This window comes from Pseudomonas sp. NPDC087803 (assembly GCF_044742995.1).
Lineage (GTDB): Bacteria > Pseudomonadota > Gammaproteobacteria > Pseudomonadales > Pseudomonadaceae > Aquipseudomonas.
Window position 1 is genome coordinate 1 of record NZ_JBIUVO010000012.1, and the last position, 15,318, is coordinate 15,318.

Here is a 15,318-nt window from a genome sequence, read left to right on the forward strand (position 1 = left end):
ACGAAATTCACCTGTTTATTGGGATCCCATATAAATAGCCGGAGTATACACCATTCAGTCGCACCTACACAACCTGGAGCCTTATGCCACGCTGCTTTTGGTGTACCGAAGATCCGCTGTACATGGCTTATCACGATCAGGAGTGGGGCACGCCGCTACGCGATGCGCAGGGTTTGTTCGAGTTGCTTTTGCTCGAAGGGTTCCAGGCCGGGCTGTCGTGGATCACCGTACTGCGCAAACGCGAGCGTTACCGCGAGGTGTTGTACGGCTTCGACGTGCAGCGCGTGGCGCAGATGAGCGACGCGGAAATCGCTGAATTGATGCTCGATCCGGGGATCATCCGCAATCGCCTCAAACTCAATGCCGCCCGGCGCAATGCCCAGGCCTGGCTGGCGCTGGAAGACCCGGTGGGCTTCCTCTGGTCGTTCGTTGGCGACCAACCGATCATCAATCATTTCAAGGATCGCAGTGAAGTCCCGGCGATCACCCCCGAAGCGCTGGCAATGAGCAAGGCCCTGAAAAAGGCCGGCTTCACCTTCGTCGGCCCGACCATTTGCTACGCGTTGATGCAGGCCTCGGGCATGGTCATGGATCACACCCAGGACTGCGACCGCTACGCGCAGTTGGTCAACGGCGGTTAGAATGGCCGCCTCGCGCACAGCACAAAATCAGGAGTGACCTGTGGAAAAGTTTAAAGGCGCCTTGCTGGTAGGCGCTCTGCGGCTGTTTGCCCTGCTGCCATGGCGGGCCGTGCAGGCCGTGGGTTCGGCGATTGGCTGGATCATGTGGAAAACCCCCAACCGCTCGCGCGACGTGGTGCGGATCAACCTTTCCAAATGTTTTCCACAGATGGACCCGGCCGAGCGCGAGCGCCTGGTTGGCCAGAGCCTGAAAGACATCGGCAAATCCCTGACCGAAAGCGCCTGCGCGTGGATCTGGCCGGCCCAGCGCTCCATCGACCTGGTGCGCGAAGTCGAAGGCCTCGACATCCTCAAGGAGGCGCTGGCCTCGGGTAAAGGCGTGGTCGGCATCACCAGCCACCTCGGCAACTGGGAAGTGCTCAACCACTTCTATTGCAGCCAGTGCAAACCGATCATCTTCTACCGCCCGCCGAAGCTCAAGGCGGTGGATGAGTTGCTGCGCAAACAACGCGTGCAACTGGGCAACAAAGTCGCCGCTTCCACCAAGGAAGGCATCCTCAGCGTCATCAAGGAAGTGCGCAAAGGTGGTGCAGTGGGCATTCCGGCCGACCCGGAACCGGCCGAATCCGCCGGGATCTTCGTGCCGTTCTTCGCCACTCAGGCGCTGACCAGCAAATTCGTGCCGAACATGCTCGCCGGTGGCAAAGCGGTCGGCGTGTTCCTCCACGCGCTGCGCCTGACGGACGGTTCCGGCTACAAAGTGATCCTCGAAGCGGCGCCAGAAGCCATGTACAGCACCGATACCGAGGAATCCTGCGCGGCCATGAGCAAAGTGGTCGAGCGCTACGTGGCAGCCTACCCAAGCCAGTACATGTGGAGCATGAAACGCTTCAAGAAGCGCCCACCCGGCGAAGAACGCTGGTACTGAGCAAGTTGGCACACTCTGTGGATAACCTGTAGGAGCTGCCGCAGGCTGCGATCTGTTGATCTCGCTCCTGCGGCTTATCCACAGCCTCGTTCATTCAAGGGCGCATGAAGATGTCCGAACAACGCAAATCCTTCCGCATCAAGATCACCCACGACAGCTTCGGCGAATGCCTGGGCCAGACGCGCAATCTCTCTGCCACCGGCGTATATGTGCAGCATCCGCGTCTGACGTCATTGCCCAAGGGCGCTGTGGTTTACGGGCAAGTGCAGGACTTGCCCACCGGCGCGCCACGGGTGCGAATGGAAGTGGTGACGGTGGATGCCGAGGGCATCGGCCTGCGCTATCTCTAGCCTATTGCCCCTGACGGTCGAGCTTCTTCAGAAACACCGTCATTTCCTTCTCCGCCTGCTTGTCGCCATGGGCGCGGGCGGCTTCCATACCTTGTTCCCATGCCTGCCGCGCGGCGGCGTGATCGCCCAGTGCGAGGTGCGCCTTGCCCAATAGCTTCCACGCTGCCGAGTACTTCGGGTCGAAGCCGACACAGCGCTGGAAATGTTCGGCGGCTTTGGCGTGCTCCCCAAAATCCAGATAACCCTTGCCGAGGCCGAAGCGCAGCAACGAGTTATCCACACCCTTGGCGAGCATTTTTTCCAGGGATTCGAGCATGGGTGGGTTCCTTTTCTAGTGCGCGTCAGAAAGATCTGCGGTGCCGCCATCGCTGGCAAGCCAGCTCCCACAAGGATCTCGGGTGCACATCACATTTGTGAACAACCGAAAAACCTGTGGGAGCTGGCTTGCCAGCGATGGGGCCAATGAAGGCACCGCTCATTCAGGATCAGAAGAAGCTGAGACCCACATGAAACAGCTTCTCCACATCGCGGATATGTTTTTTATCCACAAGGAACAGAATCACATGGTCACCGGTTTCGATCACCGTATCGTCGTGGGCGATGATCACTTCTTCGTTGCGGATGATCGCGCCAATCGTGCTGCCCGGCGGCAGGCCGATTTTTTCGATCGGCCGGCCGATGACCTTGCTCGACTTCGCATCACCGTGGGCAATCGCCTCGATGGCTTCCGCCGCGCCCCGGCGCAGTGAGTGCACGCTGACGATATCGCCACGGCGTACGTGGGCCAGCAAGGTGCCGATGGTCGCCAGTTGCGGGCTGATGGCGATGTCGATGTCGCCGCCCTGGATCAGGTCGACGTAAGCCGGGTTGTTGATGATCGTCATCACCTTCTTCGCGCCCAGCCGTTTGGCCAGCAGCGACGACATGATGTTGGCTTCGTCATCGTTGGTCAGCGCGAGAAAGATGTCGGCGTCGGCGATGTTCTCTTCCAGCAGCAGATCTCGGTCCGAGGCGCTGCCCTGCAGCACCACGGTGCTGTCGAGGGTGTCGGAGAGATAGCGGCAGCGTGCCGGGTTCATCTCGATGATCTTCACCTGATAGCGGCTTTCGATGGCCTCGGCCAGGCGCTCACCGATCTGCCCGCCACCGGCAATCACGATGCGCTTGTAGGTTTCGTCGAGACGGCGCATTTCGCTCATCACCGCGCGAATATTCTCACGGGCAGCGATGAAGAAGACTTCGTCATCGGCCTCGATCACCGTGTCGCCTTGCGGCAGGATCGGTCGGTCGCGACGGAAAATTGCAGCCACGCGAGTTTCGACATTCGGCATGTGCTCGCGCAACTGGCGCAGTTGCTGACCTACCAGCGGGCCGCCGTAATAGGCACGCACCGCCACCAGTTGCGCCTGGCCTTCGGCGAAGTCGATTACTTGCAGCGCGCCCGGATGCTGGATCAGGCGCTTGATGTAGTTGGTCACCACCTGCTCGGGGCTGATCAGCACGTCGACCGGAATCGCGTCGTTCTGGAACAGCTGTTCTTCGCGATTGAGGTAGGACGCTTCGCGCACCCGGGCGATCTTGGTCGGGGTGTGGAACAGCGTATGGGCGACCTGACAGGCGACCATATTGGTCTCGTCGCTGTTGGTCACCGCCACCAGCATGTCGGCATCGTCGGCGCCAGCCTGACGCAGCACCGACGGCAGCGAGCCGCGGCCCTGAATGGTGCGGATGTCGAGACGGTCGCCGAGGTCGCGCAGGCGTTCGCCGTCGGTGTCGACCACGGTGATGTCGTTGGCTTCGCTCGCCAGGTGTTCAGCCAGCGAACCGCCGACCTGCCCCGCACCGAGGATGATGATTTTCATCCAGTCACTCCATTGAATCCGTTTAGCCGCGCGCGGCAGCGATCTTGATCAGCTTGGCGTAGTAGAACCCGTCATGCCCGCCCTGCTGGGCCAGCAATTGGCGACCATGGGGCTGTTTGATCCCGGCGGTGGTGGCCAGATCCAGCTCGCGGGCGCCGGGGGTGCGCTCAAGGAACGCGGCGATGACTTCGGTGTTCTCGGTCGGCAAGGTCGAGCAGGTGGCGTAGAGCAGGATGCCGCCGACTTCGAGGGTTTTCCACAGGGCGTCGAGCAGTTCGCCTTGCAGTTGCGCGAGGGCAGCGATGTCGTCGGCCTGACGGGTCAGCTTGATGTCCGGATGACGGCGGATCACCCCGGTGGCCGAGCACGGCGCGTCGAGCAGAATGCGCTGGAACGGCTTGCCGTCCCACCACGCGGCGGTATCGCGACCGTCGGCGGCGATCAGCTCTGCGCTCAGGCCCAACCGCTCAAGGTTCTCCTTTACCCGCACCAGACGCTTGGCTTCCAGATCCACCGCCACCACGCCGGCCAGCGCCGGTTCGGCTTCAAGGATGTGACAGGTCTTGCCGCCGGGGGCGCAGCAGGCGTCGAGCACCCGTTGGCCCGGCGCCAGATCGAGCAGATCGGCGGCCAGTTGCGCGGCTTCGTCCTGCACGCTGATCCAGCCTTCAGCAAAACCCGGCAGGCTGCGCACATCGGCAGCGGCCTCAAGGACGATGCCGTCGCGGCTATAGACGCAGGGCGTGGCCGCGATGCCGGCGTCGCTGATCAAGCCGAGGTAGGCGTCGCGGCTGTGATGCCGGCGGTTGACCCGCAGGATCATCGGCGGGTGCGCGTTATTCGCGGCGCAGATCGCTTCCCATTGTTCCGGCCAGAAGGCTTTCAGGGATTTTTGCAGCCAGCGCGGGTGGGCGGTACGTACCACCGGATCGCGCTCCAGCTCGGCGAAAATCGTCTCGCTTTCGCGCTGGGCATTGCGCAGCACGGCGTTGAGCAGACCCTTGGCCCAGGGCTTTTTCAGCTTGTCGGCGCAACCGACGGTTTCGCCGATGGCCGCGTGCGGCGGCACGCGGGTGTAGAGCAGTTGATAGAGACCGACCAGCAGCAGCGCCTCGACATCGGCGTCGGCAGCCTTGAATGGCTTCTGCAAAAGTTTTTCCGCCAGCGCCGACAGCCGTGGCTGCCAGCGTGCGGTGCCGAACGCCAGATCCTGGGTGAAGCCGCGATCACGGTCTTCGACCTTGTCCAGTTGCGTCGGCAGGGAGCTGTTCAGCGAAGCCTTGCCGCTGAGCACGGCGGCGAGTGCCTTGGCGGCAGCCAGACGCGGGTTCATTGCGCGTCCACCACGGCGCCGAGCACGGTGCCGACGGCGAATTTCTCGCGGCGGCTGTTGAACAGGTCGCTGAAGTTCAGGGCCTTGCCGCCGGGCAGTTGCAGACGGGTCAGGCACAGCGCCTGCTCACCGCAGGCGACGATAAGGCCGTCCTTGCTGGCGCTGAGGATTGCACCCGGGGCGCCTTTGCCGTCCGCCAGCGTCGCGGCCAATACCTTCAGCGCTTCGCCGTTGAGGGTGCTGTGGGTGATCGGCCATGGATTGAAGGCACGCACCAGACGCTCCAGCTCAACCGCGGGACGGCTCCAGTCGAGGCGCGCTTCGTCCTTGTTCAGTTTGTGGGCGTAGGTGGCGAGCTCGTCGTTCTGCACTTCGCCTTCGAGGGTTCCAGCGGCCAGGCCGGCAATCGCCTGGACCACGGCGGGCGGGCCCATTTCGGCGAGACGGTCGTGCAGCGTGCCGCCCGTGTCGTCGGCACTGATCGGGGTCACGACCTTGAGCAGCATCGGCCCGGTGTCGAGGCCGGCTTCCATGCGCATCACGGTCACGCCGCTTTCGGCATCACCGTGTTCCACGGCGCGCTGGATCGGCGCCGCACCGCGCCAGCGTGGCAGCAGGGAGGCGTGGCTGTTGATGCAGCCCAGACGCGGAATATCCAGCACCGCTTGCGGCAGGATCAGGCCGTAGGCGACCACCACCAGCAAGTCCGGTTTCAGCGCGGCCAGCTCGGCTTGAGCGTCAGCGTTGCGCAGGGTCGGCGGCTGCAACACCTGGATATTATTTTCCAGGGCCAACTGTTTGACCGGGCTCGGCATCAGTTTTTGCCCCCGACCGGCCGGACGATCCGGTTGGGTATACACCGCAACGATCTCGTAAGGGCTGTTCAGCAGGGCCTTGAGGTGTTCGGCGGCAAATTCCGGGGTACCGGCAAAAACGATGCGCAGTGGCTCAGTCATGAAGGGAGTCTCATAAAAAGAAAAAGGCTTGCCGCAGCAAGCCTTTGAAGAGGGGCATCAAGCGTTCTGGCGATGCAGCTTTTCCAGTTTCTTCTTGATCCGGTCGCGTTTGAGCGTGGACAGGTAATCGACGAACAACTTGCCGTTGAGGTGGTCGCATTCGTGCTGGATGCACACCGCGAGCAGGCCTTCGGCGATCAGTTCGTAAGGCTGGCCATCGCGGTCCAGCGCCTTGATTCTGACCTTCTGCGGGCGGTCGACGTTTTCGTAGAAGCCCGGCACCGAGAGGCAGCCTTCCTGGTACTGATCCATCTCGTCGGTCAGCGATTCGAACTCGGGGTTGATGAACACCCGGGGTTCGGTGCGGTCTTCGGAAAGGTCCATCACGACGATACGTTTGTGCACGTTGACCTGGGTCGCGGCGAGGCCGATGCCCGGCGCTTCATACATTGTTTCAAACATGTCATCGACCAACTGACGCACTTCGTCGTCCACTACAGCCACAGGCTTGGCGATAGTACGCAGACGCGGGTCCGGGAATTCGAGGATGTTTAAAATGGCCATAGGCTGATTGCTGCACGTATTGAGTAAAGTCGGGTCGATGGCCTGGCAGGTCCGAAGATGCAGGCTACCGTTGTGAAGCGTAGCTAATGCAATTTGCAGTAGCGAGCCACGGGGGCTCTGACGGTTCACGCGAACGCACATGATAAAGGGATTCGCTGCATGAGGAAAACACTACTCGCCCTGCTGCTTCTGGCTTCGGCCGCGGCAGCACAAGGGCAAGTGCAACTCAGGGATGGTTTTCCACAGCAATACACGGTGGTTTCGGGAGACACACTCTGGGACATTTCCGGCAAATACCTGCGCGAGCCCTGGCACTGGCCACAGCTGTGGCGGGCCAATCCGCAAATTGAAAACCCCAACCTGATCTACCCCGGCGACACGCTGACGCTCAGTTACGTCAACGGCCAGCCGCAACTGACCCTCAGTCGCGGCGAGTCACGGGGCACCATCAAGCTGTCGCCACGCATCCGCACCAGCCCGGTGGCCGAGGCAATCCCGAGCATTCCGCTGAAATCGATCAACAGCTTTCTGCTGAGCAACCGCATCGTCGACAAGGTCGAGGACTTCGACAAGGCGCCGTACATCGTCGCCGGTGACGCCGAGCGCGTACTCAGTGGCACCGGCGACCGGATCTTCGCCCGTGGCCACTTCGACCCGAATCAGCCGGTGTACGGCATCTTCCGTCAGGGCAAGGTCTACACCGATCCGCAGACCAAGGAATTTCTCGGGATCAACGCCGACGATATCGGCGGCGGTGAAATCGTCGCCACCGAGGGTGATGTCGCCACCCTCGCCCTGCAACGCACCACCCAGGAAGTGCGCCTGGGCGACCGACTGTTCAGCGGCGAAGAGCGCTCGATCAATTCAACCTTCATGCCCAGCGCGCCGAGCACCAGCATCAATGGCCTGATCATCGACGTGCCGCGCGGCGTCACGCAGATCGGCGTGATGGACGTGGTGACCCTGAACAAGGGCAAGCGCGACGGCCTCGCCGAAGGCAATGTGCTGGTGGTGATGAAAACCGGGGAAACCGTGCGCGATCGGATCACCGGCCAGCCACTGAAAATTCCTGACGAACGGGCCGGGTTGCTGATGGTATTCCGCACCTACGACAAACTCAGTTACGGCCTGGTACTCAACGCATCGCGCTCGCTGGCGGTGCTCGACAAGGTGCGAAATCCTTAGCAGGCTTAACAAGTTACCAACAGAGTTATCCACAGCTTGTTCCGAATGGTTCGGGACTTATAACGATCAAGGATGATCCACGATGCTGTCTGCCTGTACGCCGGTTTCCCCTGCGGAACTGGAAGCGCGTTTGCGCCTGCACCGATTGCCGGAAATCGGCCCGAGACGTTTTGCCAAATTGCTTGAAGCCTTCGGCTCGGCGTCAAAAGCCATCAGTGCGCCGGCCAGTGCCTGGCGTGCGCTGGGTTTGCCGGCGGCGGCGGCCGAAGCCCGGCGCAGCCCGCAAGTGCGCGACGGCGCCAGCCATGCATTGCGCTGGCTAGAGCGGCCCGGCCAGCATCTGTTGATGTTGGACCAGGCGGATTACCCGGCGCTGCTGGCGCAGATCCCTGACCCACCACCGCTGTTGTTCGCCGCCGGCGATCCGCTGATTCTGGAAAAACCGCAACTGGCGATGGTCGGCAGTCGCCGTGCTTCACGTCCGGGGATGGACACCGCTGCGGCGTTTTCCCGCAGTCTGGCCGGAGCCGGTTTTATCATCACCAGTGGGCTGGCGCTGGGTATTGATGCGGCGGCACATCAGGCGGCGCTGGACGTCGGTGGGCAAACCGTCGGTGTCCTCGGCACCGGTCTGGAAAATTTTTATCCACAGCGTAATCGTCGACTGGCCGAGGCGATGATTGCCTCCGGCAGCGCGGTGCTTTCGGAGTTTCCGCTCGACGCCGGTCCGACCGCGAGCAACTTCCCCAGGCGCAACCGGATCATCAGCGGATTGTCCCTCGGCGTGCTGGTGGTCGAGGCGAGTGTCGCCAGTGGTTCACTGATCACTGCCAGGCTGGCGGCGGAGCAGGGCCGTGAGGTGTACGCGATTCCCGGCTCGATCCATCATCCCGGTGCGCGCGGCTGCCATCAACTGATCCGCGACGGTGCGGTGTTGGTGGAAACCATCGAACACATCCTCGAAGCCCTGCGTGGCTGGCAGCATTTGCCGTTATCCACAGACCCGCCGGATGCCGGGCATCCGTTGCTCGCCCTGCTGCACGCCGCGCCGCACACCAGCGAAGCCTTGGTCGACAGCAGCGGCTGGGCCTTGCCCAAAGTCCTTGCAGCCCTGACCGAACTGGAAATGGACGGTCGCGCAGTGTGTGAAAACGGTCGCTGGCTGGCGAGGACACGCTAGGTTTTACGGGGAAGATCGGTAAACTGCGCAAAACCTGTTTGCGGAGAGTTTTTTCATGGTCAACAGTTGGCGTGTGCAACAAGCCGCACGAGAAATTCGCGCCGGGGCGGTGATTGCCTATCCAACCGAAGCCGTCTGGGGGCTGGGTTGCGACCCGTGGAACGAAGAGGCAGTGGATCGGCTGCTGGCGATCAAGAACCGTTCGGTGGACAAAGGCCTGATCCTGATCGCCGACAACATTCGCCAGTTCGACTTCCTGTTCGAAGACTTCCCGCAAGAGTGGCTCGACCGCATGGCCAGTACCTGGCCGGGGCCGAACACCTGGCTGGTGCCGCATCAGAACCTGTTGCCGGAATGGGTGACAGGCGTGCATGACACCGTGGCGCTGCGGGTCAGCGATCATCCGCAGGTGCGGGATCTGTGCTCGATGGTCGGGCCGTTGATCTCGACCTCGGCCAACCCGCAGGGGCGGCCGGCGGCGCGCACGCGGCTGCGCGTCGAGCAGTATTTCCGTGGGCAGATCGATCTGATCCTCGGCGGGCAACTGGGTGGGCGCAAGAACCCCAGCGTGATCCGTGATCTGGCAACCGGCAAGGTCATCCGTCCCGACTGATCCTGCGTCGAAAACCTTTACCGTGAGTCTTCCTCGCCTTGATGGCGAGGAGGACTACGCGTGTCTGCGATTTATCCTGCAATGACGCTTTTCCTTGTGTCGGAAAAGTCGCCAAGCCCCCGGATTCATTGACTTTTCCCACCTGATTATCAGACTTTCTGGCGTGGCGGAATTGCCAAAAGCAACCATCCTTTCCCTGCACTCGAAACACTTCGATAAGTTAAGGTCTGCGGAGAAAGAATGGACACTACGAATTTGCAACTCACGGATTACCTGCAGACGCTTCAGGTGACGTTGAAGAGTCACCATGAGGGTTGTCGCATCGTGATGCTTGAAGCGGGGGCGGATACCCAGGAGTTCGACCGGTTTGTTGATCGGCAATTTCGGCTTCGGCTGCAGCATTACATGCTGACTTCACGGGCGCGGATGCTCGAAAGCAAACTGGCGATAAAGGCGCGCAGTACCCACTTTCTGCTGTATCGACACGATCAACTGTTGGCGGTATTGAGGGCGACTCCGACACCGTTCGAATGGGTATCGCTGGCGCAGCAACACGTTTCGCCCACGGTGGCGCTGTCGCGCCATGTCGAATTCAGCCGCCTGATCTCGTACACGCCCAATCAGTTGCCCATCGCGGTCAACGGTCTGCTGGCGGCCGCTGCCGAGTGGGCGATAAAACGCGGCTATCAGGGGGTGACCGCGTTGTGCAGAACGCAACAGTTGCGCTTTTTCCAGCGCTTCGGCCTGATGCCGATCGCGTCCAATGCCCTGCACATCGACCAGCGCGCACGCGGCGATTACTGGGTGCTGTCAGCCGAGTGGCGGCAAATCCTTGCGGCGGTTCAACAGCCGGATCACGCCACGGTTGGCCACCTGGTGCAAAAACCGTTGGCGTGTCATCCGTCGAGGTTCTGAATGGGTTTGAACTGCCTTGTCAGCCATGGTTTTGCAACCGTGGCTGACAAGGCGCCGAAGGCTGCTTCAGGGCAGCAGGATGGTCGAACCGGTGGTGCGCCGCGCCGAGAGTTCGGTTTGCGCCTTCGCCGCGTCAGCCAGTGGATAACGCTGGCTGATGTCCACCTTGATCTTGCCGCTGATGATCATCTCGAACAGCTCGTCGGCCATGCGCTGCAGGTTTTCGGCGTTGTTGGCGTAGGTCGCCAGGGTTGGCCGGGTCACGTACAGCGAGCCCTTGGCCGAGAGAATCCCCAGATTGACCCCGTCCACCGCACCGGAGGCGTTGCCAAAGCTCACCAGAAGTCCGCGCGGCGAGATGCTGTCGAGCGAGGTCAGCCAGGTGTCTTTGCCGACGCCGTCGTACACCACCGGGACTTTTTTGCCGTCGGTCAGCTCCAGCACCCGCTCTGCCACGTTCTCGTGGCTGTAATCGATGGTTGCCCAGGCACCGTTGGCCTTGGCCAGTTCGGCTTTCTCCTTCGAACTGACGGTACCGATCAGTTTCACGCCCAGGGCCTTGGCCCATTGGCAGGCCAGCGAGCCGACCCCCCCGGCAGCGGCGTGGAACAGAATGGTTTCGCCACCCTTGAGTTCATAGGTCTGGCGCAGCAGGTACTGCACGGTCAGGCCCTTGAGCATCACCCCGGCGGCGGTTTCGAAGCTGATTTCGTCCGGCAGTTTCACCAGATTGGCTTCGGGCAGCACGTGCAACTCACTGTAGGCACCCAACGGCCCGCTGCCATACGCCACGCGATCACCGACCTTGAACCGGGTGACGTCGCTGCCCACCGCATCGACGATGCCGGCGCCTTCCGCGCCCAGGCCGGACGGCAAGGCTGGCGGGGCATACAGACCGCTGCGGAAATAGGTGTCGATGAAGTTCAGGCCGATCGCCTTGTTTGCCACCCGCACCTGATTCGGGCCGGGCGCGGCGGGTTCGTAGTCAACCAACTCGAGTACTTCGGGACCGCCGTGGGCGCGGAACTGGATACGCTTTGCCATCTGCCTGCTCTCCTTGGGTCTTTTGTAAGCCCCCTATCCAACTCCCATGCTTGATCTTCGTCAACTGCGGCGCGCGCGCCTGCGGTGTTATGCTACGCGCCCATTTGCGCCACCCCCGCCTGCGGGGCGCCGCGTAGTGATGCCCCTGATTCAAGGTGAAGCCATGACGACCCGCACCGATGCCGTAAAGGCCTATCTGCTCGACCTGCAAGACCGCATCTGCGCGGCGCTGGAAACCGAAGACGGCGGCACGCGCTTCGTCGAAGACGCCTGGACCCGGCCTGCCGGCGGTGGCGGTCGTACCCGCGTGATCGAGAACGGTACGCTGATCGAAAAGGGCGGTGTCAACTTTTCCCACGTGTTCGGCAGCGGTCTGCCGCCGTCGGCCAGCGCCCACCGTCCGGAACTGGCAGGTCGCGGCTTTGAAGCTCTCGGCGTGTCGCTGGTGATTCACCCGCACAACCCGCATGTGCCGACGTCCCACGCCAACGTGCGCTTTTTCATCGCCGAGAAGGAAGGTGAAGAGCCGGTCTGGTGGTTCGGCGGCGGCTTCGACCTGACCCCGTATTACGGCAACGAAGAAGACTGCATCCACTGGCACCGCGTCGCCGAGCAGGCCTGCGCGCCGTTCGGTGCGGACGTCTACCCGCGCTACAAGGCGTGGTGCGACACCTATTTCCACATCAAGCATCGCCACGAACCGCGTGGCATCGGCGGTCTGTTTTTCGATGACCTGAACGAGTGGGACTTCGACACCAGTTTCGCCTTCATGCGCGCCATCGGTGATGCCTACATCGACGCCTACCTGCCCATCGTGCAGCGCCGCAAGAACGATGCGTTCACCGCACAGCAGCGCGAATTCCAGGAATTCCGCCGTGGCCGTTACGTTGAGTTCAACCTGGTCTACGACCGTGGCACGCTGTTCGGCCTGCAATCGGGCGGACGTACCGAGTCGATCCTTATGTCGTTGCCGCCGCAAGTGCGCTGGGCCTATGACTTCAAGGCCGAACCCGGCAGCGAAGAAGCACGCCTGACCGACTACTTCCTGCAAGACCGCGACTGGTTGGCCCAGGCCTGAGGACTGCTGATGGATCGTTACGTCGTTTTCGGTAACCCAATCGGCCACAGCAAGTCGCCGATGATTCACAAACTGTTCGCCGAGCAGACCGGTCAGCGCCTCGACTACAGCACCCTGCTGGCGCCACTCGACGACTTTACTGGCTGCGCCATGGCGTTCTTCCAGGACGGTCGCGGCGCCAACGTCACGGTGCCGTTCAAGGAAGAGGCCTACCGTCTGGCGAACAGCCTGACCGCCCGGGCACAGCGGGCCGGTGCGGTGAACACCCTGAGCAAACTGGCCGACGGCTCGTTGCTCGGTGACAACACCGACGGTGCCGGACTGGTGCGCGACTTGACGGTGAATGCCGGGTTCAGCCTGACCGGCAAACGCATCCTGCTGCTCGGCGCTGGCGGCGCGGTGCGTGGCGCGCTGGAGCCGTTGCTGGCCGAGAAGCCGGCGTCGGTGATCATCGCCAACCGCACGGTGGACAAGGCCGAGCTGCTGGCCGAGTTGTTCTGTGATCTGGGGCCGGTGTCGGCCAGTGGGTTCGACTGGTTGCAGGAGCCGGTGGACGTGATCATCAACGCAACCTCCGCCAGTCTCACCGGCGACGTGCCGCCGATTGCGCGGAGCCTGATCGATTCGGGCCAGACCCTGTGCTACGACATGATGTACGGCAAGGAGCCGACTGCGTTCTGCCGTTGGGCCAGTGAGCATGGCGCGGCGGTGTCGATGGATGGTCTGGGGATGCTGGCTGAGCAGGCTGCCGAGGCGTTTTTCCTGTGGCGCGGGGTGCGTCCGGATACGGCGCCGGTGCTCGCCGAACTGCGCCGCCAACTAGCGCAGTAACCCTTGTAGGAGTGAGCCTGCTCGCGATAGCGGAGTGTCAGAGACAAATGTTTCAACTGATACTCCGCTATCGCGAGCAGGCTCACTCCTACAGAGGTATGCGGTGTTTGTTGGATCAATCCTCAAACCGGATCGGGCATTTCTCCGGCCCTTCCAACTTCCTCAGTTCTTCCACCACCTGCGGCCGCGCCCGGCGCAGGGTCAGGCTGCGATCCTGACGCAGCAGGCGCCGCGCCTCCTGATGCAGCATCTCCACCCCCGAATAATCGATGAAGTTGATCTGCTGCGCCTCGATCACCACCCGCGTACCGTGCAACCGTTGCAGGCGCACTTGCAGGTAATGGCTGGCGCCGAAGAAGATCGAGCCGCCGACCCGCAGCACGTCCTCCTCGCCGTCGCGCCAATGCTGCACCCGCGGTTGCGAGGTGCGCTTGAGGTAGAAGAACAGCGAGGCCAACACCCCGGCGTAAATCGCCGTCTGCAATTCCAGCAGCAGGGTAGCGAGACAGGTCAGCGCCATGACCACGAACTCGGCGCGGCTGACCCGCAGCAACGAACGAATCCCGCGATGATCCACCAGCCCCCAGGCGATCAGCAGAATGCTTCCGGCCATCGCCGGAATGGGGATGTGCGAAATCAGCCCGGCGCCAAAAATCGCGAACAGCGCGACCCAGATCGCCGAAAACACCCCGGCCAGCGGCGAGCAGGCACCGGCCTCGTAACTCAGGCCGGAACGGGTGAACGAGCCGGCGGACAACGAGCCTGAAAAGAACGCCCCGACGATGTTCGACAAACCCTGCGCACGGACTTCCTGATTGGCATCAAGCAACTGCTGGGAGCGCGCGGCAATCGAACGGGCAATCGACAGGCTGGTGACCAGCCCGAGCATGCCCACCGCCACGGCGCTCGGTAGCAAACGCAGGACCAGATCGAGATCCAGCGGCAGCGCACTGAACGGCGGCAAGCGCCCGACAAAGGCGCTGACCCGATGCACATGGCCGAACATCGACGGCCACAACCACACCACCGCACTGCCCAGCACCAGGGTTATCAACAGGGTCGGCCAGCGCGGCAGCAGTTGTTTGAGCACAAAACCGACCAGCACCGTGGCCACGCCCAATATCAGTGAAGGTTTATCCACAGCCCGCAGGTGCTGCAGCAGGTCCATCAAGCTGGCCAGCGCCGTGGCTTTCGCCGGCAGATCCAGCCCCAGCAGATTCGGCAACTGGCCGATGGCAATCACCACTGCCGCGCCGAGGGTGAAGCCGAGCACCACCGAATGCGAGACGAAATTCACCAGCGCGCCGAAGCGCAGCAGGCCGAGCAGCCACTGGAAAATTCCCGCAAGAAAGCTCAGCAGCAGAATCAGCGTGATGTAGTCCTGCGACGCCGGCACGGCCAAGGGACTGACACTGGCATACAGCACAATCGAAATCGCTGCAGTCGGGCCGCAGATCAGGTGCCACGACGAACCCCACAGACAGGCAATCAGCACCGGGATGATCGCGGCGTAAAGACCATACTCCGGCGGCAGGCCGGCGATCAGCGCGTAGGCGATCGACTGCGGCAACGCGAGAATCGCACCGCTCAGGCCAACGACCAGATCCCGGCCGACGCTGGCGCGGGTTTGCCGGGGCAGCCAGGTCAGGAAAGGGAAGAGTGAGTGGCGACTGGGCAGGGCCATGGGTCCTCGCGGTGTGTGGGTTTATGCAAGGTTATCAGGACGCGCCAATCACTGTGGTGAGGGAGCTTGCTCCCGCTCGGCTGCGAAGCAGTCGCAAACCAGACTGCCCGGTTTGTCTGCGAATACCCAGTCAGCCCGATTGGGAGCGCTGCGC

General features: G+C 62.3%; 16 protein-coding genes. 9 read left to right on the forward strand and 7 right to left on the reverse strand.

The window, feature by feature from the left end:
• Positions 1 to 83: 83 nt before the first annotated feature.
• The 3 genes from ACIOUG_RS09935 to ACIOUG_RS09945 all read left to right on the forward strand — a co-directional run bounded on the left by ACIOUG_RS09935 (position 84) and on the right by ACIOUG_RS09945 (position 1,919).
• Positions 84 to 641, forward strand: a complete 558-nt coding sequence (locus ACIOUG_RS09935) for a DNA-3-methyladenine glycosylase I (protein ID WP_401064827.1) — start codon at positions 84 to 86, stop codon at positions 639 to 641.
• A 40-nt stretch (positions 642 to 681) separates the two neighbouring features.
• Entirely contained in the window at positions 682 to 1,569 is an 888-nt protein-coding gene (locus tag ACIOUG_RS09940) for a lysophospholipid acyltransferase (RefSeq protein WP_401064830.1), read from the forward strand.
• 110 nt (positions 1,570 to 1,679) lie between these two features.
• Positions 1,680 to 1,919: a PilZ domain-containing protein gene (locus tag ACIOUG_RS09945; protein WP_401064832.1), complete on the forward strand. Its 240-nt coding sequence runs from the start codon at positions 1,680 to 1,682 to the stop codon at positions 1,917 to 1,919.
• A gap of 1 nt (position 1,920) precedes the next feature.
• On the opposite strand, the gene ACIOUG_RS09950 is transcribed toward ACIOUG_RS09945, so the two are convergent.
• From ACIOUG_RS09950 to def, 5 genes are all read right to left on the reverse strand, one after another.
• Complete coding sequence (locus ACIOUG_RS09950) at positions 1,921 to 2,235, reverse strand: tetratricopeptide repeat protein (RefSeq protein WP_401064833.1); 315 nt, start codon at positions 2,233 to 2,235, stop codon at positions 1,921 to 1,923.
• Between the two features lie 169 nt (positions 2,236 to 2,404).
• A complete protein-coding gene (gene trkA / locus ACIOUG_RS09955; RefSeq protein WP_401064835.1) occupies positions 2,405 to 3,781 on the reverse strand; it encodes a Trk system potassium transporter TrkA in 1,377 nt (458 codons plus the stop codon).
• A gap of 22 nt (positions 3,782 to 3,803) precedes the next feature.
• A complete protein-coding gene (rsmB, locus tag ACIOUG_RS09960) occupies positions 3,804 to 5,114 on the reverse strand; it encodes a 16S rRNA (cytosine(967)-C(5))-methyltransferase RsmB (RefSeq protein ID WP_401064837.1) in 1,311 nt (436 codons plus the stop codon).
• A complete protein-coding gene (gene fmt / locus ACIOUG_RS09965; protein WP_401064838.1) occupies positions 5,111 to 6,070 on the reverse strand; it encodes a methionyl-tRNA formyltransferase in 960 nt (319 codons plus the stop codon). The genes rsmB and fmt overlap by 4 nt, the downstream gene beginning before the upstream one ends.
• A gap of 57 nt (positions 6,071 to 6,127) precedes the next feature.
• Positions 6,128 to 6,634 carry a peptide deformylase gene (gene def, locus ACIOUG_RS09970; protein WP_095667927.1) on the reverse strand — a complete coding sequence of 169 codons (507 nt, stop codon included), beginning with the start codon at positions 6,632 to 6,634 and terminating at the stop codon, positions 6,128 to 6,130.
• A gap of 159 nt (positions 6,635 to 6,793) precedes the next feature.
• Here def and ACIOUG_RS09975 point away from each other — a divergent pair, with 159 nt between their 5' ends.
• The 4 genes from ACIOUG_RS09975 (at position 6,794) to ACIOUG_RS09990 (ending at position 10,527) form a co-directional block, all read left to right on the forward strand.
• Positions 6,794 to 7,819, forward strand: coding sequence for a LysM peptidoglycan-binding domain-containing protein (locus ACIOUG_RS09975; protein WP_401064840.1), 1,026 nt, complete (start codon positions 6,794 to 6,796; stop codon positions 7,817 to 7,819).
• An 82-nt stretch (positions 7,820 to 7,901) separates the two neighbouring features.
• Positions 7,902 to 8,999 (forward strand): DNA-processing protein DprA, encoded by a 1,098-nt coding sequence (gene dprA, locus ACIOUG_RS09980; RefSeq protein WP_401064841.1) that lies wholly within the window; start codon positions 7,902 to 7,904, stop codon positions 8,997 to 8,999.
• A gap of 55 nt (positions 9,000 to 9,054) precedes the next feature.
• Positions 9,055 to 9,612, forward strand: coding sequence for an L-threonylcarbamoyladenylate synthase (locus ACIOUG_RS09985; RefSeq protein ID WP_401064843.1), 558 nt, complete (start codon positions 9,055 to 9,057; stop codon positions 9,610 to 9,612).
• 240 nt (positions 9,613 to 9,852) lie between these two features.
• Entirely contained in the window at positions 9,853 to 10,527 is a 675-nt protein-coding gene (locus ACIOUG_RS09990; protein WP_401064845.1) for a hypothetical protein, read from the forward strand.
• 66 nt (positions 10,528 to 10,593) lie between these two features.
• Here ACIOUG_RS09990 and ACIOUG_RS09995 read toward each other — a convergent pair whose 3' ends face one another.
• The gene (locus tag ACIOUG_RS09995) at positions 10,594 to 11,571 is read right to left on the reverse strand and encodes an NADPH:quinone reductase (RefSeq protein WP_401064848.1); all 978 of its coding nucleotides are present in this window, start codon (positions 11,569 to 11,571) and stop codon (positions 10,594 to 10,596) included.
• Positions 11,572 to 11,734: 163 nt separating this feature from the next.
• Here ACIOUG_RS09995 and hemF point away from each other — a divergent pair, with 163 nt between their 5' ends.
• Entirely contained in the window at positions 11,735 to 12,649 is a 915-nt protein-coding gene (hemF, locus tag ACIOUG_RS10000) for an oxygen-dependent coproporphyrinogen oxidase (RefSeq protein ID WP_401064850.1), read from the forward strand.
• 9 nt (positions 12,650 to 12,658) lie between these two features.
• The gene (gene aroE / locus ACIOUG_RS10005; RefSeq protein WP_401064853.1) at positions 12,659 to 13,480 is read left to right on the forward strand and encodes a shikimate dehydrogenase; all 822 of its coding nucleotides are present in this window, start codon (positions 12,659 to 12,661) and stop codon (positions 13,478 to 13,480) included.
• Between the two features lie 115 nt (positions 13,481 to 13,595).
• On the opposite strand, the gene ACIOUG_RS10010 is transcribed toward aroE, so the two are convergent.
• Positions 13,596 to 15,164 carry a SulP family inorganic anion transporter gene (locus ACIOUG_RS10010; RefSeq protein WP_401064856.1) on the reverse strand — a complete coding sequence of 523 codons (1,569 nt, stop codon included), beginning with the start codon at positions 15,162 to 15,164 and terminating at the stop codon, positions 13,596 to 13,598.
• Positions 15,165 to 15,318: the final 154 nt, after the last annotated feature.

Coding starts and splice junctions, on each gene's coding strand:
- ACIOUG_RS09945 (WP_401064832.1), top strand. CDS start 1,680: ATGTCCGAACAACGCAAATCCTTCCGCATCAAGATCACCCACGACAGC.
- ACIOUG_RS09985 (WP_401064843.1), top strand. CDS start 9,055: ATGGTCAACAGTTGGCGTGTGCAACAAGCCGCACGAGAAATTCGCGCC.
- ACIOUG_RS09975 (WP_401064840.1), top strand. CDS start 6,794: ATGAGGAAAACACTACTCGCCCTGCTGCTTCTGGCTTCGGCCGCGGCA.
- ACIOUG_RS09935 (WP_401064827.1), top strand. CDS start 84: ATGCCACGCTGCTTTTGGTGTACCGAAGATCCGCTGTACATGGCTTAT.
- hemF (WP_401064850.1), top strand. CDS start 11,735: ATGACGACCCGCACCGATGCCGTAAAGGCCTATCTGCTCGACCTGCAA.
- ACIOUG_RS10010 (WP_401064856.1), bottom strand. CDS start 15,164: ATGGCCCTGCCCAGTCGCCACTCACTCTTCCCTTTCCTGACCTGGCTG.
- ACIOUG_RS09990 (WP_401064845.1), top strand. CDS start 9,853: ATGGACACTACGAATTTGCAACTCACGGATTACCTGCAGACGCTTCAG.
- aroE (WP_401064853.1), top strand. CDS start 12,659: ATGGATCGTTACGTCGTTTTCGGTAACCCAATCGGCCACAGCAAGTCG.
- rsmB (WP_401064837.1), bottom strand. CDS start 5,114: ATGAACCCGCGTCTGGCTGCCGCCAAGGCACTCGCCGCCGTGCTCAGC.
- ACIOUG_RS09950 (WP_401064833.1), bottom strand. CDS start 2,235: ATGCTCGAATCCCTGGAAAAAATGCTCGCCAAGGGTGTGGATAACTCG.
- dprA (WP_401064841.1), top strand. CDS start 7,902: ATGCTGTCTGCCTGTACGCCGGTTTCCCCTGCGGAACTGGAAGCGCGT.
- ACIOUG_RS09995 (WP_401064848.1), bottom strand. CDS start 11,571: ATGGCAAAGCGTATCCAGTTCCGCGCCCACGGCGGTCCCGAAGTACTC.
- fmt (WP_401064838.1), bottom strand. CDS start 6,070: ATGACTGAGCCACTGCGCATCGTTTTTGCCGGTACCCCGGAATTTGCC.
- trkA (WP_401064835.1), bottom strand. CDS start 3,781: ATGAAAATCATCATCCTCGGTGCGGGGCAGGTCGGCGGTTCGCTGGCT.
- def (WP_095667927.1), bottom strand. CDS start 6,634: ATGGCCATTTTAAACATCCTCGAATTCCCGGACCCGCGTCTGCGTACT.